General features: G+C 70.3%; 22 protein-coding genes. 6 read left to right on the top strand and 16 right to left on the bottom strand.

Going from position 1 to position 21,500, the window contains the following annotated elements:
- Window positions 1-110: 110 nt before the first annotated feature.
- The 6 genes from ACIBVQ_RS15385 to ACIBVQ_RS15360 form a co-directional block, all read right to left on the bottom strand.
- The gene (locus ACIBVQ_RS15385) at window positions 111-1,289 is read right to left on the bottom strand and encodes a S8 family serine peptidase (protein ID WP_399177982.1); all 1,179 of its coding nucleotides are present in this window, start codon (window positions 1,287-1,289) and stop codon (window positions 111-113) included.
- Window positions 1,283-2,326 (bottom strand): hypothetical protein, encoded by a 1,044-nt coding sequence (locus ACIBVQ_RS15380; protein WP_399177980.1) that lies wholly within the window; start codon window positions 2,324-2,326, stop codon window positions 1,283-1,285. The genes ACIBVQ_RS15385 and ACIBVQ_RS15380 overlap by 7 nt, the downstream gene beginning before the upstream one ends.
- Window positions 2,327-2,409: 83 nt before the next feature.
- The gene (locus tag ACIBVQ_RS15375; RefSeq protein ID WP_399177978.1) at window positions 2,410-3,630 is read right to left on the bottom strand and encodes a S8 family serine peptidase; all 1,221 of its coding nucleotides are present in this window, start codon (window positions 3,628-3,630) and stop codon (window positions 2,410-2,412) included.
- The gene (locus tag ACIBVQ_RS15370) at window positions 3,618-4,361 is read right to left on the bottom strand and encodes a hypothetical protein (protein WP_352016255.1); all 744 of its coding nucleotides are present in this window, start codon (window positions 4,359-4,361) and stop codon (window positions 3,618-3,620) included. The genes ACIBVQ_RS15375 and ACIBVQ_RS15370 overlap by 13 nt, the downstream gene beginning before the upstream one ends.
- 136 nt (window positions 4,362-4,497) lie before the next feature.
- A complete protein-coding gene (moeZ, locus tag ACIBVQ_RS15365; RefSeq protein WP_399177976.1) occupies window positions 4,498-5,679 on the bottom strand; it encodes an adenylyltransferase/sulfurtransferase MoeZ in 1,182 nt (393 codons plus the stop codon).
- Window positions 5,680-5,759: 80 nt separating this feature from the next.
- Window positions 5,760-6,683: an alpha/beta fold hydrolase gene (locus ACIBVQ_RS15360; RefSeq protein ID WP_399177974.1), complete on the bottom strand. Its 924-nt coding sequence runs from the start codon at window positions 6,681-6,683 to the stop codon at window positions 5,760-5,762.
- Window positions 6,684-6,974: 291 nt separating this feature from the next.
- Between ACIBVQ_RS15360 and ACIBVQ_RS15355 the strand changes: the two genes are divergently transcribed.
- Complete coding sequence (locus ACIBVQ_RS15355; RefSeq protein WP_362914269.1) at window positions 6,975-7,331, top strand: hypothetical protein; 357 nt, start codon at window positions 6,975-6,977, stop codon at window positions 7,329-7,331.
- A 309-nt stretch (window positions 7,332-7,640) separates the two neighbouring features.
- On the opposite strand, the gene ACIBVQ_RS15350 is transcribed toward ACIBVQ_RS15355, so the two are convergent.
- Window positions 7,641-8,483, bottom strand: a complete 843-nt coding sequence (locus ACIBVQ_RS15350; RefSeq protein WP_399177972.1) for a Ku protein — start codon at window positions 8,481-8,483, stop codon at window positions 7,641-7,643.
- 204 nt (window positions 8,484-8,687) lie between these two features.
- Here ACIBVQ_RS15350 and ACIBVQ_RS15345 point away from each other — a divergent pair, with 204 nt between their 5' ends.
- The 3 genes from ACIBVQ_RS15345 to ACIBVQ_RS15335 all read left to right on the top strand — a co-directional run bounded on the left by ACIBVQ_RS15345 (window position 8,688) and on the right by ACIBVQ_RS15335 (window position 9,922).
- Entirely contained in the window at window positions 8,688-8,915 is a 228-nt protein-coding gene (locus ACIBVQ_RS15345) for a hypothetical protein (RefSeq protein ID WP_352016260.1), read from the top strand.
- Window positions 8,916-8,974: 59 nt separating this feature from the next.
- Window positions 8,975-9,601, top strand: a complete 627-nt coding sequence (locus ACIBVQ_RS15340) for a TetR/AcrR family transcriptional regulator (protein WP_352016261.1) — start codon at window positions 8,975-8,977, stop codon at window positions 9,599-9,601.
- A 90-nt stretch (window positions 9,602-9,691) separates the two neighbouring features.
- Window positions 9,692-9,922 carry a DUF3107 domain-containing protein gene (locus ACIBVQ_RS15335; RefSeq protein WP_184718831.1) on the top strand — a complete coding sequence of 77 codons (231 nt, stop codon included), beginning with the start codon at window positions 9,692-9,694 and terminating at the stop codon, window positions 9,920-9,922.
- Window positions 9,923-10,401: 479 nt separating this feature from the next.
- Here the strand turns inward: ACIBVQ_RS15335 and ACIBVQ_RS15330 are convergent, their stop codons facing one another.
- Window positions 10,402-11,052 (bottom strand): ferritin-like fold-containing protein, encoded by a 651-nt coding sequence (locus ACIBVQ_RS15330; protein ID WP_399177969.1) that lies wholly within the window; start codon window positions 11,050-11,052, stop codon window positions 10,402-10,404.
- A 364-nt stretch (window positions 11,053-11,416) separates the two neighbouring features.
- On the opposite strand from ACIBVQ_RS15330, the gene ACIBVQ_RS15325 reads away from it, so the two are divergent.
- Both ACIBVQ_RS15325 and ACIBVQ_RS15320 read left to right on the top strand, forming a co-directional pair.
- A complete protein-coding gene (locus ACIBVQ_RS15325; protein ID WP_352016263.1) occupies window positions 11,417-13,231 on the top strand; it encodes a DEAD/DEAH box helicase in 1,815 nt (604 codons plus the stop codon).
- A 114-nt stretch (window positions 13,232-13,345) separates the two neighbouring features.
- A complete protein-coding gene (locus ACIBVQ_RS15320) occupies window positions 13,346-14,218 on the top strand; it encodes an alpha/beta hydrolase (RefSeq protein ID WP_352016264.1) in 873 nt (290 codons plus the stop codon).
- Between the two features lie 10 nt (window positions 14,219-14,228).
- On the opposite strand, the gene pqqE is transcribed toward ACIBVQ_RS15320, so the two are convergent.
- The 8 genes from pqqE to ACIBVQ_RS15280 form a co-directional block, all read right to left on the bottom strand.
- Window positions 14,229-15,347: a pyrroloquinoline quinone biosynthesis protein PqqE gene (gene pqqE / locus ACIBVQ_RS15315; protein WP_352016265.1), complete on the bottom strand. Its 1,119-nt coding sequence runs from the start codon at window positions 15,345-15,347 to the stop codon at window positions 14,229-14,231.
- On the bottom strand, window positions 15,344-15,646 hold the full coding sequence (gene pqqD, locus ACIBVQ_RS15310; protein WP_386196117.1) for a pyrroloquinoline quinone biosynthesis peptide chaperone PqqD: 303 nt from the start codon (window positions 15,644-15,646) through the stop codon (window positions 15,344-15,346). Before pqqD ends, pqqE begins: the two co-directional genes overlap by 4 nt.
- Complete coding sequence (gene pqqC, locus ACIBVQ_RS15305; RefSeq protein WP_352016267.1) at window positions 15,643-16,329, bottom strand: pyrroloquinoline-quinone synthase PqqC; 687 nt, start codon at window positions 16,327-16,329, stop codon at window positions 15,643-15,645. The genes pqqD and pqqC overlap by 4 nt, the downstream gene beginning before the upstream one ends.
- Complete coding sequence (pqqB, locus tag ACIBVQ_RS15300) at window positions 16,326-17,186, bottom strand: pyrroloquinoline quinone biosynthesis protein PqqB (protein WP_399177966.1); 861 nt, start codon at window positions 17,184-17,186, stop codon at window positions 16,326-16,328. The genes pqqC and pqqB overlap by 4 nt, the downstream gene beginning before the upstream one ends.
- A gap of 463 nt (window positions 17,187-17,649) precedes the next feature.
- Window positions 17,650-18,546, bottom strand: a complete 897-nt coding sequence (locus ACIBVQ_RS15295) for a RecB family exonuclease (protein ID WP_399177964.1) — start codon at window positions 18,544-18,546, stop codon at window positions 17,650-17,652.
- 7 nt (window positions 18,547-18,553) lie between these two features.
- On the bottom strand, window positions 18,554-19,267 hold the full coding sequence (locus tag ACIBVQ_RS15290; RefSeq protein ID WP_352016270.1) for an MBL fold metallo-hydrolase: 714 nt from the start codon (window positions 19,265-19,267) through the stop codon (window positions 18,554-18,556).
- Window positions 19,268-19,645: 378 nt separating this feature from the next.
- Window positions 19,646-20,263, bottom strand: coding sequence for a MarC family protein (locus ACIBVQ_RS15285; protein WP_352016271.1), 618 nt, complete (start codon window positions 20,261-20,263; stop codon window positions 19,646-19,648).
- Between the two features lie 549 nt (window positions 20,264-20,812).
- Window positions 20,813-21,442 (bottom strand): DUF6758 family protein, encoded by a 630-nt coding sequence (locus tag ACIBVQ_RS15280; RefSeq protein ID WP_362914252.1) that lies wholly within the window; start codon window positions 21,440-21,442, stop codon window positions 20,813-20,815.
- Between the last annotated feature and the right edge of the window lie 58 nt (window positions 21,443-21,500).

Here is a 21,500-nt window from a genome sequence, read left to right as displayed (position 1 = left end):
GACGTTCGCCGGACCGTGAGAAGCCGCATGGAGCCGTCCGCGTCCGAACGGTGTCCAAAAAGACTTCGAACCGAATCAAAGCCCGTCCCATATATGACGTTATATGGCATTTATCCGGAACGTCGGGTGAGTGTCACCACGGTCCAGCAGAACGCGAGCAGGCCGACGGCCAGGCCGGTGCCGTACACCCAGAGCCTGAGGGTGTCGGGGCCGGGCCTGGCGGGCTCCTCGGTCGGGAGGCCCGCCCCGAAGTGACGCTCCCCCTCGTCGGGTGGCGTGCCCGCCGAGGCGCGCAGCAACTCCCCAGCCCTGGCCAGGGCGGCGCCCGCGTCGACCACACCGAAACCGACATGGTCGTCGTATCCGGCGATCGGCGCGGAGGTGGCGGTCGAACTCAACGCTCGCGCCACCAAATAAGGCGGCATATCTGGATATTTCGCTTTTATCAGTGCGGCGACTCCGGCGACCAGCGCCGCCGCCGAACTGGTCCCGTCCGAGGGGCGGTACCCCCCGCCGGGAACGACCACGGGCACCTCGACGCCCGGCGCGGAGACCAGGACCGACAGGTTGTCGCTGCTGAACCCGGCGGGCTCGCTCCGCTCGTTCACCGCGCCCACGCCGATGACCCCGGAGTAACCCGCGGGGAAGCTCCAGAAGGAGGTGTCCTTCTTGACCGCGTAGGGGGTCTCCCCGTCGTTGCCGGCCGCCGCGACCAGCACGACCCCCTTCGCCAGGGCGTAGGAGACGGCCTCACGCTCGCTCTTCTGCGGGCCGTACGCCCCCAGGGACATGCTGACGACCTTGGCGCCGTGGTCGGCCGCGTAGCGGATGGCGCGGGCGACCGGGCTGTTCGTCCCGGTGCGCCGGTCCTGCTCGGGGAGCGGGGGGGCGCTCTGCTCGCTGTCACGCAGGATCAGCGGCAGGGACAGGACGCGCGCCTCGGGGGCGATCCCCAGCAGGCCGCCCTCGCCCCGGCCTCCCCCCGCGATGAGCGAGGCCATCGCGGTGCCGTGCCAGACCTCCTTCGCGTCGTCCCCGACCGGCCCGGCCGAACCCATCTCGGGCCCGACGGTCACCCTGCCGCGCAGCTCCGGGACCTGGGCGTCCACGTCGCTGTCGACCAGCGCGACGGTCACCCCGACCCCCTTGGTGATCTTCCACGCCTGCTCGACGTTCATCTTCTCCAGCACCCAGCGCTGGTCCCGGCGCACGTCGTCGGCGACCGCCGGGGCGCAGACCCCCAGACAGAGCGTGATCAGGGCTCCCGCGGCCCCCAGCCGCCTCAGCACACGTTCCCCTGGGTGCACTGGGGTACGGCGCTCGGCTCGTCTCCCAGGGCACGGGCGATGCGTCCCGCGATGGACTGGGCGGTCGGCCACAGCTCGCTGTGCAGGATCTCCTCGGGCGGAACGGCCTCACGCGTACGGCCGTCGGCGTATCCGGCCGTGGAGAGGACGACGTACGGCCCGGCCGCGATCCAGGAGTTGTGCTGGCGCTGCGCGGCGCCGAACAGCTCACCCGCCGTACCGGGGAAGGCGACGGGGCGCACCCCGACCCGGTCGTCCACGGGCAGTTGCCCGGTCGCGGCGATCCGGCGCTCCTCACTGCCGAGTACGGCCACGCCGACCGTGACCACGAAGGTCGAGGTCTGGTCCACGTAGGTCGCCCGCAGCAGGGTCAGGCAGCCGTGCTCGGAGAGCACCGAGCCGACCGGGGCGTCAAGGCCCGCTCCGCAGGAGGTCTCCGGGGCCAGCCCGATCCGTCTGGCGTACTGCTGCGCGCGGCCGAGGGCGACGTACTGCAGCTCGGTGGGGAAGATCAGGTCGGCCGACCAGGTGTGCCAGCGGGCCGCGATGTCCTCCTGGATGTAGCGGGCCTGCTCGGCGGGGGTCAGCGGGCGGGCCCTGGTCTCGCGGAGGACGCCGACCGCGCCCGCGAGCACGTCGCTCACGGCGATGGCCAGGATGACGCCCATCAGGATCAGGAAGATCACCCGCAGGCGCATGCCCTCTTCGAGGCTCGCCGCCTCGACGCGCTCAAGCGCGGGACGGCGGTGCCAGCCGTTCTCCCGGCGCCCCGCGGCGGGCCAGGCCCGGACCCTGGCACGTCGCGGCGCGCCGGGGGCACCGGGAGCGCCGCCTGCGGTGGTCCTGCGAGAACGGGAGCCCCGGGGCACCCGGGAACCGCTCGGAGGCCAGCCCGTGGCACGGCCCCCGGCGCGCCCACCGGTGTGTCCACCGGCGGACGGAGCCTGGGAGCCGCCCGTGTGCGGTCCCGAGGCCTCCAGGTGCCGTTCAGGCTCCTGGGACCGCCCGGGCTTCGACATAGTTCGATGCTACGTCGCGCGCCCCCGCCGCCCTATCGCCGGAGTGTGTTTGGCGGGTCGCCCCCTGCCGTCCCCGGCACCCCTCAGGGCGGCGCGGGAACCGTACGGGCCCGGCGGACGGCGAATCCGGCCGTCACCAGGCAGGCGGTCGCGCAGAGCGCGGCGGCCGCGGCGACCCCGCCGTTGAGGGCGATCCCGCGCCGGTCACGCCGGATCACCTGGACCGGCCCGGCCGCCGCGCCCATCGGCAGGGCGGGATCGTGGACGCCGTCCCCGCCCGCGGTCAGGGTGTGGCGGGAGATCCTCGCGGCCTCGGCCAGCGCGCGGGGGGCGTTGACCACGCCGAAGCCCATGCCGGTGTCGTAGCCTCCGCTGGGCCGCCTGGTCGCCCCCTTGGTCAGGGCCTGCGCGACCAACGCGGGCGACATTTTCGGATATTTCGCTTTTATCAGGGCGGCGACTCCGGAGACCAACGCGGTCGCCTGGGAGGTTCCCCGGCCGATCCAGTATTCGTTGCCCGGCCCCGCGCCGAGGATGTCCACCCCGGGCGCCGCCACCACGACCGAGGGGTTCCAGTTGGAGAAGGAGGCCCGGCGCAGCCTGCGGTCGGCCGCCGCGACCGAGACCACCCCGGGGAAGGCCGCCGGATAGGAGTAGGGGGCGTAGCCGGTCGCCTCCGGCCTGCCCGCCCCCTCGTTGCCCGCCGCGGCGACGAGCACGACCCCCCTGGAGATCGCGTAGCGGACCGCCGCCCGCTCCTCCCTGGTCGCCAGTTCCTTCGAGATCGACATGTTGATCACGTCGGCGCCGTGGTCGACGGCGTACCTGATGCCCTTGGCCACCACGTTCTCGAACCGCTCGGCGGTGTTGAAGGTGCGAAAGCCCGGCTCCTCGTCCTCCAGGATCACCCGCACGGACAGGATCCTCGCCTTGGGCGCGACGCCGATCACCCCGCTGCCCCCGCCGGGACCGTGCCCGTGCCCGGCGATGAGCGAGGCCATGTAGGTGCCGTGCAGCCGTGAGGGGGCCACTCCCCGTGGGTTGGCGCCCACGGTGAAGTCCCTGCCCTCGGTGACGGAACCCGCCAGGTCGCGGTGGACGGGATCGACCCCCGAGTCCAGCACCGCGACCAGCGCGCCCGCCCCCTTGGAGACGCGCCAGGCGTCGGCCAGGTCCAGGGTCCGCAGCACCTGCCGCTGGTTGCCCCGCACCTCGTCGGCCCACCCGGCCGGCACGGCGGGCACCAGCCAGAACCCGGTCAGCGCGAGCGCCACAACCGCCCGCCGTACCCTCAGCACCGCCACCGTCCAGCAGACTCGGAGCCGCAGTCGGGGCGTTCCGGCGTCGCGAGCCCTGCGAGGATCCGGTCGGCGATGTCCCCGGTGAAGGCGAAGATCGTCGGCCGCTGCTCCCCCACGGCCTTGCCCGGCCTGCCGTCCACCTGGCCGACCGTGGTCATCACCACGTACGGCCCCGCCTGCCGTACCAGGCCGCGCTGCCTGCCGACGGCGGTGAAGCGGTCGGTGACCGTACCGGGGAAGCCGAGGGCCAGCAGACCCGGGGAGGGGCGGCCGGTCCTGGGCAGCGCGGCCTTGGCCCTCGCCGCCTCCCGCTCCCCCGCGAACGCCACGACGCCGACGGTGACGACGACTCCCTGGAGCGCGTCGATGTAGGTGGCGCGCAGCACCCCCCGGCATCCCGTACGACGCAGCGCCTCACGCAGCCCGGGGTCGACGGCCCGGTCGCAGCGGGTCTCCGGGGAGATGCCCACCCGGTGCGCCTGCTCCCTGCCACCCTGTTCGGCGGCGTAACCGACGGTCTCGGGGAAGATCCGCCCGGCTGGCCAGGCCCGCCAGCGGCCCGCGGTCTCGGCGGCGACGGCGCGGTCGAGCTCCGCCCTGGAGGGGCCCCTGGTCAGCTCGGTCACCGCGGCGCCCGCCGTGACCGCCGCCACGGCCGCGCAGGCCAGCGCCAGCGTGGACGCCATGATCAGCGTCATCCACGCGCGCCTGCGCTGACCTGGGACTTCGTTCACATTCTCGACCTTAAACCGGCCTCTAGGGATCTCACCCGCTCTATCCCCAAATAACGGACGCCTCATGACAACGGATGTCCGTGACAACACACGCCCCACGGAGCGAGGCTCCGCGGGGCGTGAGGTACGGCCGTGACTAGTAGGTCGGCAGGCTGGGGTCCACGGACTTGATCCAGCTCAGCACACCACCGCCGACGTGGACGGCGTCGGAGAAACCGGCGTTCTTGACGATCGCCAGCACCTCGGCCGAACGCGCGCCGGACTTGCAGTGCAGCACGATGCGCTTGTCCTGCGGGAGCCGCTCCAGCGCGGAGCCGTTGGTGAACTCACCCTTGGGGATGAGCACGGCGCCGGGGATGGAGACGATCTCGTACTCGTTCGGCTCGCGGACGTCGATCACGTAGATGTTCTCGTCCGCGTCCTGCATGGCCTTGAGGTCGGTCGCGGTGATCGTGGAGCCGGAGGCCGCGTCCTGGGCCTCCTGGGAGACCGCGCCGCAGAACGCCTCGTAGTCGTCCAGGAGCTGGGTGACCGTCGGGTTCTTGCCGCAGAGCACGCACTCGGGGTCCTTGCGGACCTTGACCGAGCGGTAGGTCATCTCCAGGGCGTCGTAGATCATCAGACGGCCGACCAGGGGCTCGCCGATGCCCGCGAGGAGCTTGATGGCCTCGTTGACCTGGATGGAGCCGATCGAGGCGCACAGCACGCCGAGCACGCCGCCCTCGGCGCACGAGGGCACCATGCCGGGGGGCGGGGGCTCGGGGTAGAGGCAGCGGTAGCAGGGACCGTGCTCGGCCCAGAACACGCTGGCCTGCCCGTCGAAGCGGTAGATCGAGCCCCAGACGTACGGCTTGCCGAGCAGGACGGCCGCGTCGTTCACCATGTAGCGGGTGGCGAAGTTGTCGGTGCCGTCCACGATCAGGTCGTAGTCGGAGAAGATCTCCATGATGTTGTCGGTGGTCAGCGCCACGTTGTGGACGATCACGTCGATCAGGGGGTTGATCTCCCTGACGCTGGCCGCGGCGCTCTCGGCCTTCAGCCTGCCGATGTCGGACTGGCCGTGGATGACCTGGCGCTGGAGGTTGGACTCGTCGACGACGTCGAAGTCGACGACGCCGAGGGTGCCCACGCCCGCGGCGGCGAGGTACAGCAGAGTGGGAGATCCCAGGCCGCCCGCGCCCACACAGAGCACCTTGGCGTTCTTCAGGCGCTTCTGCCCTGCCATACCCACGTCGGGGATGATCAGATGGCGCGAGTAGCGACGCACCTCATCGACGGTCAGCTCGGCTGCCGGCTCTACCAAGGGTGGCAACGACACAGTTCTACTCCCGTTTCAGGGGGTTTTGACGACACGGCTGGCACAGCACGCACCATTCACAACCTAACCGGATGCTCCTGTCATTCCCCAATCGGGACAGGTATGGACTCGGAGATGAGCCTGCGGGCCTCACGGGCGACCCTGCCGGGCACCTCCATCTGCGCCACGTGTCCGGCGTCGGGCAGCAGCACCAGCCTGACGTGCGGGAAGGCCCGGCCCGCGCGGACGGCCATGCGAGGGTGCACCAGCCGGTCGCGCCTGCCGTGGATGACCAGCGTGGGCGCGGACACCAGGGCCGCCTGACGCCACAGGTTCTCCTCACCCCGCCTGAAGTACTCGGCGACGATCCCCCTGGCGTAGCCCGTCAGGACACCCGCCGAGTACGGCAGGCCGTCCCTGCGCCGCAGTTCCTCGGCCGCCTCCTTCAGCCGGTCGGGGTGGAGCCGACCGAAGTCGGCGTAACACATGGACATCGTCATCGTGATCCTGCGCTCCGCGGGCAGCATGCGCATCCGGCCCACGGCCCACTCCCCGACCTTCGGCACGCTCGACAGGGCCACACGTGCCGGGCCGTACCGGGGCAGCAGGTCGGGCAGGGCCGGGGAGACGAGGGTGAGCGAGCGGACCAGGTCGGGCCTGGTCGCGGCGACGCGCACCGAGACCGCCCCGCCGAGGGAGTTGCCGAACAGGTGGACCGGGGTGTCGGAGACGCGCTCGATCAGCGCGACGACGGCCCGGGCGTGGGCGGCGACGGAGTAGTCGCCGCCGGGCGGCTCCGGTGAGTGCCCGGCACCGGGCAGGTCCAGCGCGTATCCCCTGACCACGTCGGACAACTCGCCCATCAGGTCGGTCCAGTTGGTCGCCGAGCCCGCCAGGCCGTGCACGTAGACGGCGCTCTCCTTGGGCCCCGGCGGAGTCGAGCGCACGTGGACACGTCCGTCCCATCCGTTCTCCGCCAGGTCGACCAGCTCTCCGGGCCAGCTCGGAATCGGCTCGCTTCCCACGACTTCCCCCCTCGTTCGCCTTCCGTTTCGACGATAGCTCCCCGCCGTACAGCGTGGGCACAAAAGCGACATTAAAGACTTATCGCATCAAAACAATTAATAAGAGTCCAACGCCGTCAATAGAGAGATAAGGAGACAGTAAAAGCCACCGATCGCCGTTTGGTAGGCGAGATGCACGGAAATACAAGACTGCGAAGGATGACCGATTAACAGTCATCCGGGGCATTTTCCGACCAGTGTGGAAAATGCCCAAAGAGTGGGGGCAACCGATCCTTTCAAGGGGGAAACGAAATGCCCAAGTTCAAGAGCATTCTCACGGGACTCGCGCTCAGCACCGCCCTGTCGGGCGGGCTCGTCGCGATGAGTGCCGCGACCTCGACCGCCGAGGCCTCCGTGGTTCCGGCCTTCCAGACCAGCGTCGGCTTCACCACCGGCGGCTGCGGATGGGGCTGGGGCCGTCGCTGGGGTGGCTGGGGCCACCGCGGCTGGGGCTGCGGCTGGAGGCGTCACCACCACCGTAGGCTCGTCATCATCAACACCAACAACGTCGGCGCCGGCGGTGGCGGCGGCGGTGGCGGCGGCGCTGCCCGCAACGCCAACGACAACGACAACGACAACGACAGGCGCGGGCTGCTCGGGGCACGCTAACCCCGCAGACGGCTGACCGCCGGGCCGGCGCGCCACGTGAACGTGACACGAGGCCGAGTCACGTGACCGGGCGCGACCGGCTCCGGCGGCCGCCGAAACTCCCGCCCACGGCGAATGGGTGTGGTGTCCGCCTTCTCCTCCGAATACGCGGGGAAATGACGCGGACATCCGGGAGTGAATCAATCGATTCGCCTTTCAGATAGACGCGAAGCACGGTTCTTCGTGGAGACCGGCGAGGGCCCCGGGGATTCTCGAATCTCCGGGGTCCTCATCGCGCCCGCCTTTCCGCTGGGCGTTCTCACGCGAGGCTCACGCCGTACCCCGTGTCTCCTCACCGGACGCCGCGGGGCGCCTCCGCCCGCCTTCCCCGGGGGCGGGACGCCTCCGCTTGGCGGCCTCGACACTGGCCCGCAGCGCGGCCATCAGGTCGGCCGTCGGGCCCGGCTCCGGCGGCGGGCCCACGGAGACGACCTCCCTGCCCGCGACCTTCGCCTCGATGACCTCCTGCAGCGCCCTGCGGTAGGCGTCGTGGTGGCGCGAGGGGTCGAAGTCGGCCGTCATGCTCTCGACCAGCGACTCGGCCATCCGCAGCTCCTGCGGCCTGGCCTCGGGCTCCTCCTCCAGGAAGGCGAAGTCGGCCGGGCGCACCTCGTCGGGCCAGAGCATGGTCTCCAGCACCAGGACCCCCTCCCTGACCCGCAGCGTCGCGAGCGACTCACGCTGCCGCAGCGCGACCTTCGCGATCCCCACCCGCCCCGAGCGCCCCAGCACCTCCCGCAACAGGACGTACGGCCCGGCGGCCCCCTCGTCCGGCTCCAGGTAGTAGGCCCTGCCGAGCAGGACCGGGTCGATCTGCTCCGCCGGGGCGAACTGCAGGACCTCGATCCGGTGCGCCGTGGACAACGGCAGGTCCTCGAAGTCCTCCCCCTCCAGCACGACCACCTCACCGGTCGGCAGTTCGTAGCCCTTGGCCACCTCGGCGTAGGGGACCTCCTGCTCGCAGGCCTCGCAGAACCTGCGGAGCCTGATCCGGCCCGCGTCCTCCCGGTGCACCAGGTTGAAGGTGACGTTCCGCTGTTCGGTCGCGGCGTACATCCTGACCGGGATCGTCACCAGACCGAACGAGACCGCGCCGTTCCAGATGCTCCGCATGGCGTCTCCCTGGATAGGGGCTTTCCCCAAGTCTCGCACGCGTGTTCGGATACGTCACAGGACGAGGGCGAACACCCGCTCACGGGACCGGGCACATCCGAGGCCATACGCTGACGATGTCCGGCCATGTCCGGTATTCCCCAGAGAACGGGGAAGGTGTCCACCGAGGAATCCGGAGAGCCAGGGAGAGCAACGGGAGGGCAGATGTCAGAGATGGACGTTCACGGCGAAGGCGCGCAGGACGAGCCGCAGGAGCCTTTCAGCGAGGAACTCGACATCGAGGCGCCCGAGGCGGACGCCGTGGAACAGCAGCGCCCGGCACGCGAGGAGGACTCCCCGACCTGGCCCGACCACATCCCCCAGGAGGCCGACACGGCGGACACCACGGAGCAGAGCCGTGCTGTTGATCTTGATGAGGACGATTATCGCTGACGTGGATTACCCGCGCGTAGGATGAGCGAGACAGCATGAGACCCCGCGAGGAGACCGCCGTGACGACTACCCCGGACGCCAAGCCCCGGGGCACCCGGCTGCCCCGGCTGGCCCGCCGCCGCCAGTTGCTGAACGCGGCCCAGGAGGTCTTCGTCGAGAACGGCTACCACGCGGCGGCGATGGACGAGATCGCCGAGCGCGCCGGGGTGAGCAAACCGGTTCTCTACCAGCACTTCCCCGGCAAGCAGGAGCTCTATCTGGCCCTGCTCGACCTGCACGTCGACGACATGATCGCCCGCTGCCGCGACGCCCTGGCCTCGACCACGGACAACAAGCAGCGCGTCCAGGCCGCGATCGGCGCCTTCTTCGACTTCGTCTCCGGCCAGGGTGAGGCCTTCCGGCTGGTCTTCGAGTCCGACCTGCGCAACATCGCCCCCGTCCGCCAGCGCATGGAGCGCAACCTCCGCGAGAGCGCCGAGATGATCAGCCAGGTCATCCAGGAGGACACCGGCTGCTCAAGCGACGAGGCCCGCCTGCTCGGCGTCGGCCTGGTCGGCATGGCCGAGGTCAGCGCGCGCTACTGGATCAGCAGCACCGGCTCCATCCCGAAGGACGCCGCGACCCAGCTCATCGCCCGCCTGGCCTGGCGCGGCATCTCCGGTTTCCCCAGGACCGCCGACCACTGATCCGGCTGTTCGCTTGACGCGATCAGCCCGCATGTCGTGCCTCCGATGGGGCGACCATGGGACGAGCAACCCTCGTCGAAAGGGAGCAACATGGAAATCAAGATCGGCGTGCGCTCGGTGCACCGCGAACTCGTGGTCGAGACGGACCTGACGGCCGAGCAGGTCGAGGAGGAACTCGGCAAGGCGCTCGCCGCCGACCGCGGGATCTTCTCCCTCACCGACAGCAAAGGTCGCAGGGTCCTCGTCCCCATCACCTCACTCGGTTTCGTCGAGATCGGCGAGGAGGAGGCACGCCCCGTCGGCTTCGGCGGCACCCTCTGACAGACCCGGTACGGCTCGCGCCAGGCCGTGACGCCGGTCGTGAGACCGGCGCACCGGTCCTGGCGCGACCCGTCACCGAGCCCTGGGCGATTCCGGCGCCGGCGGAGACGAGACGTCCCGCACCGGCGTCGGCGGACGCCTCAGTGCGGTCTCAGCACTCCCCGGGGCACTCTCCCCTCTCTCCGAGTCCGCACCCGCGCGGACGGCGGGCCCTTCTTGCGGAATGGCCCTCCGAAGGGGCCGCCGGACAGTCGGCGCCTCCCCTTCGCAGCACCGGACGTGACGTCCAGGGGTTCGGTCCACATCTCGTTAGGAAACTGCCATAGCGGCGCGAGGCCCTCATGTCTCGCACGGTACAACCGTTTGGCGCCTCGACGCGTGGTCTCGCCGGGCGCCTTTTCCTCCCGCACCCCACATCTGGCCCGGCGTTCCGCCCGATGGCGCTTTCGCCCGGCGCCGCCCCCGACGCCGGGAGGCGCTCACGGACCGGGGGTCAGGCCGAGGGCGGCCATCCGCCCGCCGTGCGCCTCGGTCAGCCTGCCGAACATCCGGGTGATGTCCTCCCCGGCCGCCTCGACCAGCAACGCCGCCAGCTCGGGGCGCGCGGCCACCACGTGCTGTCCCTGGCTCAGGGCCTCACCGACCAGCCGCCTGGCCCACAGGGCGAGCCGCCCCGCCTGCCTGTGGTCCTGCCTGATCGCCGCACCGACACGGTCCACCGCGAACTGGGAACGACCCTCGTCGACGAGCACCTCCTCGACCAGTTCCCGCGTCTTGTCGTCGACGTGGGCGGCGGCCTCCCGGTAGAAGTCGAGCGCGATCCCCGTGCCGACATAGGCCTTGACCAGCGCCTCAAGCCAGTCGGAGGGCGTGGTCTGGGCATGCCAGTCGTCCAGGGGCCGCACGAAGGGCTCCATCGCCTCCTCCGGATCGACCCCGAGCGAGGCTATCCGGTCACGCAGAAGACGGAAATGGGCGTACTCGGTCGCGGCGAGGTCGCTGAGCGCGGCCCGGTCGGTCAGTGTCGGGGCGTGTCTCGCGGCGTCTTCGGCGAACCTGAGGAACGCGGTCAACTCGGCGTAGGCGAGCACTCCGAGCAGGTCGGGGACGCCAGGAGGGGAATCACTCATGCAGGAAGCCTATGAGTTACGGCGCCTGCCCTTTCAGCTGGAATACGAAGAAATCGGCTGCACGTTGTGGTATCGAGTACACTACTGTGTGAAAGTGCGACCGCCCTGTGTTAATCCAGGAGACCTGCTCCTGGACGCCCCCAAGTCGGCATGACGCCGCAGCGGTCGCTGATGACATTGAGAGGGCTAGCCCTTCCGCGAGGACACGGCACGGGGAACCTTTGCGCCCGTGGTCCCGGCAGGACTGCCTTCAACGGAGATTAGGCAGGCCAAGCTGACGACGTTCCGAGACCTCGGAGTCACACCAGAGATCGCTGACGCCCTTGAGACCGAGGGCATCACCGCGCCGTTCCCGATCCAGGAAATGGCCCTTCCCCTGGCCCTGACCGGCCAGGACATCATCGGCCAGGCCCGCACGGGTACCGGCAAGACCTACGCCTTCGGCGTGGCGATGCTGCAACGTGTCGGCAAGCCGAGGAAGAACCGAAAGAAGCCGCGCGGGCTGATCGTCGTGCCCACCCGTGAGCTGGCCATCCAGGTCACCGAAGACCTGGTCACGGCCGCGGGCAAGCTCGGCTCCCGCATCCTCACCGTGTACGGCGGACGCGCCTACGAGCCCCAGATCGAGGCGCTCAAGCAGGGCGTCGACGTGATCGTCGGCACCCCGGGCCGCCTGCTCGACCTGGTCAAGCAGAAGCACCTCGACCTCGGCCAGATCGACGCGCTCGTCCTCGACGAGGCCGACCGCATGCTCGACCTGGGCTTCCTGCCCGACATCGAGCGCATCATCAAGCTCGTCCCGGCCAAGCGGCAGACGATGCTGTTCTCCGCGACGCTGCCCGGCGAGATCGTCGCGCTGTCACGGCGCTACCTCAACCGCCCGACGCACGTGCGCGCGGAGAACAACGACGCCGAGGCCGAGGCGACGCCGCAGACCACCCAGTTCGTCTGGCGCGTGCACCGGATGGACAAGATCGAGATCCTGGGCCGCCTGCTCCAGTGCGAGGGCCGGGGTCTCACGATGATCTTCTGTGAGACCAAGCGCGCCTGCGACATGGTCGTCGAACAGCTCAAGGAGCGCGGGTTCGCCGCGGCGGCCGTACACGGCGACCTGGGCCAGGGCCAGCGCGAGCAGGCGCTGCGCGCCTTCAGGAACGGCAAGATCGACGTCCTGGTCGCGACCGACGTCGCGGCGCGGGGCATCGACGTCGACGACGTCACCCACGTCGTCAACTACGACTGCCCGCAGGACGAGAAGGCCTACGTGCACCGCATCGGCCGTACCGGCCGGGCGGGTAAGACCGGCGTCGCGGTGACCTTCGTCGAGTGGGAGGACCTCACTCGCTGGAAGGTCATCAACAACGCGCTCTCGCTCGACTTCGCCGAGCCCGTCGAGACCTACTCGACCTCACCGCACATCTTCACCGAGCTGGGCATCCCCGAGGGCACCAAGGGTGTGCTGCCGCACGCCAACCGCTCCAGGGCGGGCCTGGCGGCGGAAGAGGTCGAAGATCTCGGAGAGACGGGCCGGACCCGCTCACGCGGCCGCAGGGGCCGTGAGGAGGAGCGGGAGGAGCGCCGTGAGCGCCCCGCCCGCACCAGGGAGAGGCGCCGCACCCGCGGTGGCCGTACCGGCGCGGAGGCGGCCGAGTCCGCGGGGGCCCAGGAGTCCCGGCCGGCCGTCGCCGAGGCACAGCACGAGGAGTCCGGGCGCCGCCGCTCGCGGGGGGACCGTGTCTCCGAGGAGACCCAGGCGCCGCTCGCGGCGCGGAGGGTCGAGAGCCCGATCGTCGAACCCGCCGAGCTGGAGGTGGACGTGGATGTGACGCCCCGCAAGGACATCCGTGACGACCGGCCCGCCGAGACCGCGTCCCGCAGGGGCCGCAACCGGAGGGCAGGCCTGAACCCCGAGGTGAGTCTCACCGACGAGGGTCCCGGTGGGGAGGCCGCCGAGGCTCCGCTGTGGGATGACGAGCAGGACTGGGAGGACGAGGCGCCCGCGCCGCGCCCCCAGCCGGAGAAGATCATCCCGCCCAGCCCGTTCGCGGTGATCTTCCAGTCTCCCGACCTGGCCACCGACGACGACGAGATCGCGCCGTCCGCCGCCTCCGAGCGGGCGCAGAGCCGCCGCCGTCCGCAGGTCAGGGGCCAGCAGCGGGGTCCCCGCCGCCAGGGCTAGCCGTACCGGTGTGACGAGGGGCGCGACCGCGAGGTGGCGCCCCTTTGCCGCATCTCGGCACGTCCGGCCTCGGGGCGCGGAGACATGTCACCAAGAGAGGTATCGTGGGGCCACGTGAGTACGCCGCGTTTTCTGACCCTGCCTCCAGGCGTCCGTGCCCGTCGGCTGGAGACTGCGGCCGGCACGTTCGCCGCGCTGGAGGCGTTGCCGGTCAGCGGCATCGCCGAACGCATGCCCGCCCTGCTGGTTCCCGGTCTCACCGGCAGCAAGGAGGACTTCCTCGCGGTTCTTCAGACGCTCGCCCAGTCGGGCCGTCAGGTCGTCGCGATCGACATGCGGGGGCAGTTCGAGACGGGCGGCCCCGACGACCCGTCGGCCTACACGTGCGCGGCGCTGGGCAACGACGTCGACGCGCTGGCGCAGCTGATCGGCAGGGGTGAGCCCGTCCACCTGGTCGGGCACTCCTTCGGCGGCCTGGTCACCCGGGAGGCGGTCATCGACGGCCGCACCAAGTTCGCCTCCTACACGATGATGAGCACCGGCCCCGCCGCGATCGTCGGCCCCAGAGAGCAGGTGGGCCGGGAGATGCTGACCAGGGCCCCCGAGGTGGGGCTCGAACGGATGTGGGACACCCACCTTGAGCCGGAGGCCCTGTCCGCCGGGGTGCCCGACGAGATCGTGGCCTTTCTGCGCAAGCGTTTCTTCGCCAACTCCCCGGTCGGGATGTCCGTGATGACCAAGGAGATCCTCGCGGCACGTGACCGCTGTGACGAGCTCAACCAGGTGGACGTGGCGACCCTGGTGCTGTTCGGCGAGCACGACGACGGCTGGCCGCCGATGGCTCAGTCGGAGATGGCCGACCGGCTGAACGCCGACTGCGTCGTCGTGCCCGGCGCGGCCCACTCTCCCGCGGTCGAGGCCCCGGAGACGACGGCGGCGGCGCTCATCCGCTTCTGGACCGCCGCCGAGGCGAACCTGCGCAGCTGAACCGCGTACCTCAGGGGTTCGGGCCGACCGCCTGGCGTGGCGGGGTGAGCCGTTCCGGCCGCCGGTAGACCAGCTCTCCGTCCCCCGCCGACTCGACCAGCTCGGTGATCAGGTGGTGGTCGGGTGAGAGCCCACACGCCGGGTCCGTACGGCTCGCGTCCCCGGTGAGCGCGTAGGCCTGGCAGCGGCAGCCACCGAAGTCCACCTCCTTGCGCGGGCAACCGGCGCACGGCCCGCTCATCCACTCCGTGCCCCGGTAGGCCTCGAAGGCCGCCGAACGCCGCCAGATCCACTCAAGCGAGTGATCCCTGACGTTGGGGAACTCCAGTGGCAGGTCGTAGGAGGCCGGGCAGGGCAGCACCGATCCGTCCGGGCCGACGGTCAGCGAGATCGCCCCCCAGCCACCCATGCAGGGCTTGGGCACCCCGTCGAAGTAGTCGGGGACGACCCAGATCAGTTCGACGCCCTCGACCCGCTCGCGCAGCCGTTCCACGGTCTCCTTGGCCCGGGTGAGCTGCTCGCGCGTGGGCAGCAGCGCGCGCCGGTTGCGCAGCGCCCAACCGTAGAACTGGGTGTTGGCCAGCTCGACCCGCTCGGCGCCCCAGGAGGCGGCCAGTTCGACGATGCCCTCGATGGAGTCGAGGTTGCGCCGGTGGAGGACGACGTTGAGCCCGAGCGGAAGCCCCGTCTCACGCACCAGGGCCGCCGCGCGCTCCTTCGCGGCGAAGGAGCGGGTCCCGGCGATGAGGTCGGAGGCCGCGGCCGTCGAGTCCTGCACCGAGAGCTGGACGCTGTGCAGCCCCGCCTCGACCAGCCGGGCGAGCCGGTCCTCGTCAAGCCCGACGCCACTGGTCACCAGCTGGGTGTAGACGCCGTTGCGCGCCGCGGCGGCGGTGATCTCCTCAAGGTCGGCGCGCAGCAGCGGCTCGCCGCCGGACAGGTGCGCGTGGACCACCCCGAGCGCGGCGGCCTCCTCGAAGACCCGCACCCAGTCGGCGGTGGCCAGCTCCCGGGAGCGCGGGATGAGCCCGACCGGGTTGGAGCAGTAGGGACAGTGCAGCGGGCAGCCGTGGGTGAGCTCGGCCAGCATGGCCCACGGCGGCGCGGGCCCGTCGCCCGTCTCACTCATCGCACCCACCCCTCCGTGCGCACCCGGCTGAGAAACTCGGTGACGTCGTCGGCCACCGGCGCCCCGGGGAAGTCCGCGCTCAGCCTCTCGACGATCTCCTCCACGGTCCTGACCCCGTCGCACAGCCGCAGTACGGCGACCGCCCCGCCCTCAAGCAGCACGATCCGCTCGGGCATGACCAGCAGGTCGGCCCGCCGTACGGCGTCGTGCCGCAGGATGATCCCGGAGCCGAGGCGGGGCCGCCAGTCGGCCTGGGGCACGGTCTCCGCCCCCGGGGAGGGGGCCTCGGCGGCCGTCACGCCTGGTCCACCGCGTCGAGCAGCGCCCACAGCACGTCGCACTTGCGGGAGAGCGCGGCCACGGCCCGCTCCTGCTCGGCCCGTCCCCTGGCCCACTCCAGGACCATTTCGAGGGCCTCCCCGCTGTCCTGCCGTCCCTGGCTGATCCTGCCCCTGAAGTACTGCAGGCCCTCGGAGTCGATCCAGGTGTAGTGCCGCTCGAAGGCCTCGATCCTGGTCCGCATGATGTCGGGGGCGAACAGCTCGGTCAGCGACGCGGCGACGGCCTCAAGCGGCGTCCCCAGCCTGCACAGGTTCACGTACGCCTCGACGGCGAACCGCACGCCGGGCAGGACGCCCTCCCCGGACAGCAGGTCCTTGCGGTCCAGGCCCGCGGCCTCTCCCAGGCGCAGCCAGCGCTCGATGCCGCCCTCGCCCGCGCGCCTTCCGTCGTGGTCCTGGATACGGCGGATCCACATGCGGCGCAGTTCCGGCGCCTCCAGCTTGGCGAGGATGAGCGCGTCCTTGATCGGAATGTGCCGCTGGTAGTGGAAACGGTTGAGAATCCACCGGCGGATCTCCTCCGGCGACAGCTCCCCGGCGTGCATGCGCACGTTGAAGGGGTGGCGGTTGTGGTATCGCGCCTCGGGCACGGCCCGCAGACGGGCCTCGAACTCGGCGGGGGTCCAGGATTCGGCGTTCACAGCTCGATCACCATTCCGTCGGCGGCCACCTCGACGCCCAGTTCGGCCAGCCTCTTGTGCTGGGGCGCGTCCGGGTCGACGAGGGGGTTGGTGTTGTTCAGATGCGTGTACAGGCACCGGCCGGGCAGCCGGGACAGTCGCTCCGCCGTCGCCTCGACGGGCAGGTGGCCCATCTCGGTCGCGGTGCGCGAGGAGATCCCGGTACGGCGGGGCTCCTCGTCGTCCCAGAAGGTGCCGTCGACGATCACACAGTCGGCCTCGGCCATCGCCGACTCAAGCTCGGGCGACCAGACGCCGAAGGCCGGGGCGTACAGGCACGTCCCGCCGCTCGCCCGGTCGGTGAAGCGCAGCGCGACCACCCAGTCGGGAGCCGCCGCCTCGTCCGAGGCGTAGCGGGGGCGTTTCCCGGAGACCGGGACCGCCTGGACACCGACGTCCTCGGCGAGCGCGACCTCGCCGTCCGCCGTCAGGTCACGCCAGCGCAGGTCGGCGTACGGGGAGAGCACCTCAGACAGCCTCAGCCCACCGGTGAGCGCCCGGCGGACCGTGGGGGTGGCGACGATCTCCAGTTCGTCGGCCTCGCGCAGCCGGAACAGCCCCAGTGTGTGGTCGAGTTCGGCGTCGGTGAGGACCACGCGCATGACGCGTGTCCGCTCCGTGGGCGTACCGCCGGAACGCAGTGTCTCGACGTGTTCGGCGATGTCGGGGGTCGCGTTGACGATGTGGTCCTCGACGGCCAGCGACGCGTGGGTGCGCCGCCAGGCCGGGTTGGTGCGTGCCCCGGTACACCCGGGGCACGCACAGTTCCACTGGGGGACGCCACCGCCTGCGGCGGTTCCCAGAATTCGCAGTCGCATGGCGTGAACCCCCGTCCGGTTACCTGGTGGCCAGGAAGTACGCCGTCATCTCCATCGACGCCTCGACGACCTGGTAACCGGGCTTGTGCCAGGTGGCCTTCTCGCCTTGGCGCTCCGTGGTCTCGACCATGAGAGTGCACCGCCTTCCATGTGACGCGTGGGTTTTGGGTCACAACCGTTATGACCCGATATCAGTGCTTTCGTCAATGGTTGGCGGCAATTACGTCGGACCTATTTTCTGTTATTGGCCCCAAATATAATAATCTACCACTTTTGATACATATTTCATCGGATCAATCCGGGGCACAACACGACAGAAGCCCTGAGATACTCATGCACTGAACGCCAAATTCCGGACACCCGCGCCCCAGTCATCACCCGCCCCCGGAACCTCGTCTCAAGGGGCGCTCAGGCGTGCCGTAAGGGCCGCTCCTGAGACCTGTGGAGATGCTTCGAGAACGCCTCAGTCGTCGCCGAGGCCGTCCCACGGCTGACGGCCGTCGGCGGCCCGCTGTCCCTCCGGGCAGTGCGCGCGGAAATCACACCAGGAGCAGAGCGGGCCCGTCCTGGGCGGGAAAACCTCGTCGATCCGAGGTGGTACTGCGGGCGGCGTGCGCCCCGCGGCGGCCGTACGGGAACCTCGGGGGGCCTCGCCCGCCCAGGCCCGGTAGGCCTCGTCCGCCTCCGACGCCTCGACCGCGATCGCCTCGGCACGCCCGATGTGCCGGGCCAGGGACTCCTCGGAGTGCTCCCACTCCACGATCGAGCCCGTCGGCAGATGGTGCAGCTCCACCCGGTGGCAGGAGCGGCGCATCATCCGGGAGGAGGCGACGGCGTAGACGGCCAGCGCCAGCGAGGAACGCGCGTCGTCCTCGGTCAGCGGGCGGCGGCCCGTCTTGTAGTCCACGACGACCAGTTCGTCACCGCGCCGGTCGAGCCGGTCGACCCGCCCTGAGACGGCGATGACGGACGTCCTGGTGGCGACCGTACGCTCGACCCCGACCGGCTCGTCAGCGGGGTCCAGCGAGGCGGCGTAGCCCATGACCATCTCACGGGCCCGCGCACGCCACGCCGCCGACTGGGCGGCGTCGCGGAACCCCTCGCCGATCCAGCCGTTGTTCAGCAGGACGCCCGCCATCACGGGCGTGCGCCGCTCGTACGGCTCCCGCCACCACCCGGCCAGCGCGTTGTGCACGCTGACGCCGACGCTGTTGTGCGCCCACGGCGGACCCTTCTGCGGCGCCGGCCGGTCCAGGTAGGTGAACCGGTAACGCCTCGGGCAGTCCAGCCAGGTGTTCAACCGCGACGGCGTGCACGAGTACAGCCGCCGCGGCATGCCCTCCAGGGGCAGCTGGTCCATGAAAGGACTACTCGTCGTTCAGGTTGATCCGGATGCCCGCGGCCCTGGTGCCGTCGGTGAGCGGCCCTTCCTTCTCCTCGACCGTGCCGCGGGTCAGCGAACCGGAGAGCCAGGCGTCGAACTGCGGCTCCAGGTCACCGATCGTGGACTCCTCGCCGTGCGCGGGCAGCACCCGGGTGCGGTGCGGCAGCGTGAACAGCCTGCCGCCGATCGCGGTGAGCTGGTCGGCCAGCGCGGGATACTCCCCGCCGATCCTGCCGGGACCGTCGGCCTGCAGCGTCTTGCCGCTGAAGACCGCGTCGAGCGCCTCGCAGTACAGCGAGACCCCGCCCTGCGAGACGCCGGGCGTCGAGAGGACCTCAAGCTGGACGCCCGCGACGCCGAACAGCCCCTCGTCCTCCATCTCGATGTCCGGCCACGTCTCCGACCAGGTCAGCCGCCACAGCGGCCGGTCCTTCGGGTGGAGCGCGACCACGGCCTCGTCACGGGCCGCCACCTCGATGGCCGCACCCACGTGGTCGGGCAGACCATGGGTGCAGACGACCGCCAGCACCTCCCGCTCGCCGACCTTCTCCAGGATCGCCTCCGCGTCACGCGCGGGGTCGATGACGATGACCTCCTCATCGTCACCCACGATCCAGGTGTTGTTCTCGACCTTGTGCTCGACGCCGTCGACATCGACGACGCCCTCGGTCACCACTCGCTCGATACGCGCTGTCACGCTTCCGCACTTTACCTGTTTTCTTTGCGACGCCTTCGGCGTCGCGGGTCCGGGCGCCCTGTCTCTTTGCTCCGCCTGACGGCGTCGCGGGGTTCGGGCGCCCTGTCTCTTGCTCCGCCTGACGGCGTCGCGGGGTTCGGGCGCTTCGAGCCGACGCTTTCCCTCGTCGCTCATCCGCTTCGCTCCTTCGCTCCTCAGTCCAAGCGCCGGCGCGCCCGAACCGAAACCCTTCACACACGACACCGGTAAGTCCCTTCACGCCGCCTTCGGCAGAGCGGGCTTGGACCCCCTCACTCCCAGCACCGGAAAAGCATGAGCCGAACCCCTCGCACACAGCGTCGGGAGGGCCTGAGCCGAAAGACGGAAAAGGGGTCGGTCTCAGGTAGGGGTGTTCAGGAGGGTGCGGATGGCGGTGATGATCAGTTGTACGGCCAGGGCGGACAGGAGGAGGCCGGAGACCCGGGTGATGAGTTCCACGCCGTTCTCCTTGATCACTCTTATGACGGTGACCGAGAAACGCATGAACACCCACAGCAGGATGTGCACGACGGCGATGGCCAGGGCCAGGGCCAGGATGCCGCCGTCCTTGTGGCCGGCCTGCTGGGCGAAGACGATCGTGGCGACGATCGCGCCCGGCCCGGCGAGCAGTGGGGTGCCGAGCGGGACGAGCGCCACGTTGACGTTGGACCGTACGGCGTTGGCGGGAGGCTCGGTGTCTCCGGTGAGCAGTTGCAGGGCGACCAGCAGAAGCAGGAGGCCACCGGCGATCTGCATGGCCGCCACCTCGACGTGCAGGTATCCCAGGATGGCCTGACCGAAAACAGCGAAGATCACGATGAGGCAGAACGCGACGATGGGGGCCTGCCAGGCGATCCTGCGACGTTCGAGGGCCGTACGACCACCCGTGTAGGCGAGGAAGAGCGGGATGATCCCGGGCGGGTCCATGATCACGAACATCGTGACGAACGCCTCGACGAAGAACTGGACGTCGAACACCCGTTTCCCCTGACCCTCGGTAAGGAACACGCCATGACAGACCAGACGTTCCCGACCCGCAGGGTAGCAAGCATCCCCGTTCCCCTCACTCAAAGTAGCCCTCCCGGAATTCGGCCCCCTCAGACCACCCGGTAACGGCCCACCGCCCTCGGGCGGACACGCCTCACCACCTGCCCGAAGAACGACGAGGAGTTCTCCCGGCTCACACAGACGAGCCGCACCGGCCCTCAGACCCCCGGCCCCACACGGAAAGAAGAGCGCACGGCCAACCACAAGCCCGAAGCGAAGACTTTGATCTTGGCCCTACCGGTGCCGTGCGCGAGGGGTTTCGGCTTGGGCGCGTCGGTGCTTGGACTGAGGAACGCAGGAGCGAAGCGACGGAGTGACGAGGGAAAGCACCGACGCGCCCAAGCCCGCGACGCCGAAGGCGGAGCAAAGAGACACAGCGACGAGGGAAGACACCGACCCGAAGCGCACAAGCCCGCGACGCCGCCAGGCGGAGCAAAGAGACACAACCCGCGACGCCGAAGGCGTCGCAGAGAGACACAACTAGTTTTCCAGGCGCGGAGAGAAAGCTCCCAGAGGGAGGTCGAGGGTTTGGTCGTGTTCCCTGAGATCTCTCAGGGAGAGTTCGGCGAGGGTCACCAGGTAGCCCGCCTCGCCCGGCCAGACGACCGCCCACAGCCAGTTTCCCAGGGCCTCGCCCGCGTAGACCGCCCGGTCGGGGGCCGCTTCGACGCACCACATGGGTGTGGGATGGCCCATGATCTCGACCTTGGCGTGCGGCGGCCCTTCGCCGAAGCCCTCTCCCGGGTCGGTTCCCGCGATTCCGGCGAACCCGGCGCCGAGTCCCACTCCGGGCTCCTCGGCGATGATCAGCATGTCGGCGGGGCCGTGGGTCAGTGAGGGGCCGGAGATCGCGACCACGGTGCCTCTGACGCCGCTGCGTTCGTCGCCCGCCTCCGCGAAGCCCGTCACCAGCCATCCCTGCGGCAGCGGCCACGGAAGCCAGGCCGGGACCCTGGAGTTTCCGAGGCCCTCGATCGCAGCCTGAGAGGGGCGTTTCGGCGACTGCAACGGCAGGACGTCACCGTGCGGTCCACACCGCCAGGCGCTCGACCAGGCACTGGGCGGGCGGAGGGGGCCGAAACAACGCGGACAAATGGGCTCGGCTCTCACGCCTACCCACGGTGCTTTGTCCACACCCGGTTCGTCAAGGGCGCTTCTCGTTGCGCAG

Source organism: Streptosporangium sp. NPDC049376 (assembly GCF_044466505.1).
In the GTDB taxonomy this organism is placed as follows: Bacteria; Actinomycetota; Actinomycetes; order Streptosporangiales; family Streptosporangiaceae; genus Streptosporangium.
Note: the sequence above shows the minus strand (reverse complement) of the source record. Positions and strands in the feature narration are given on the sequence as shown.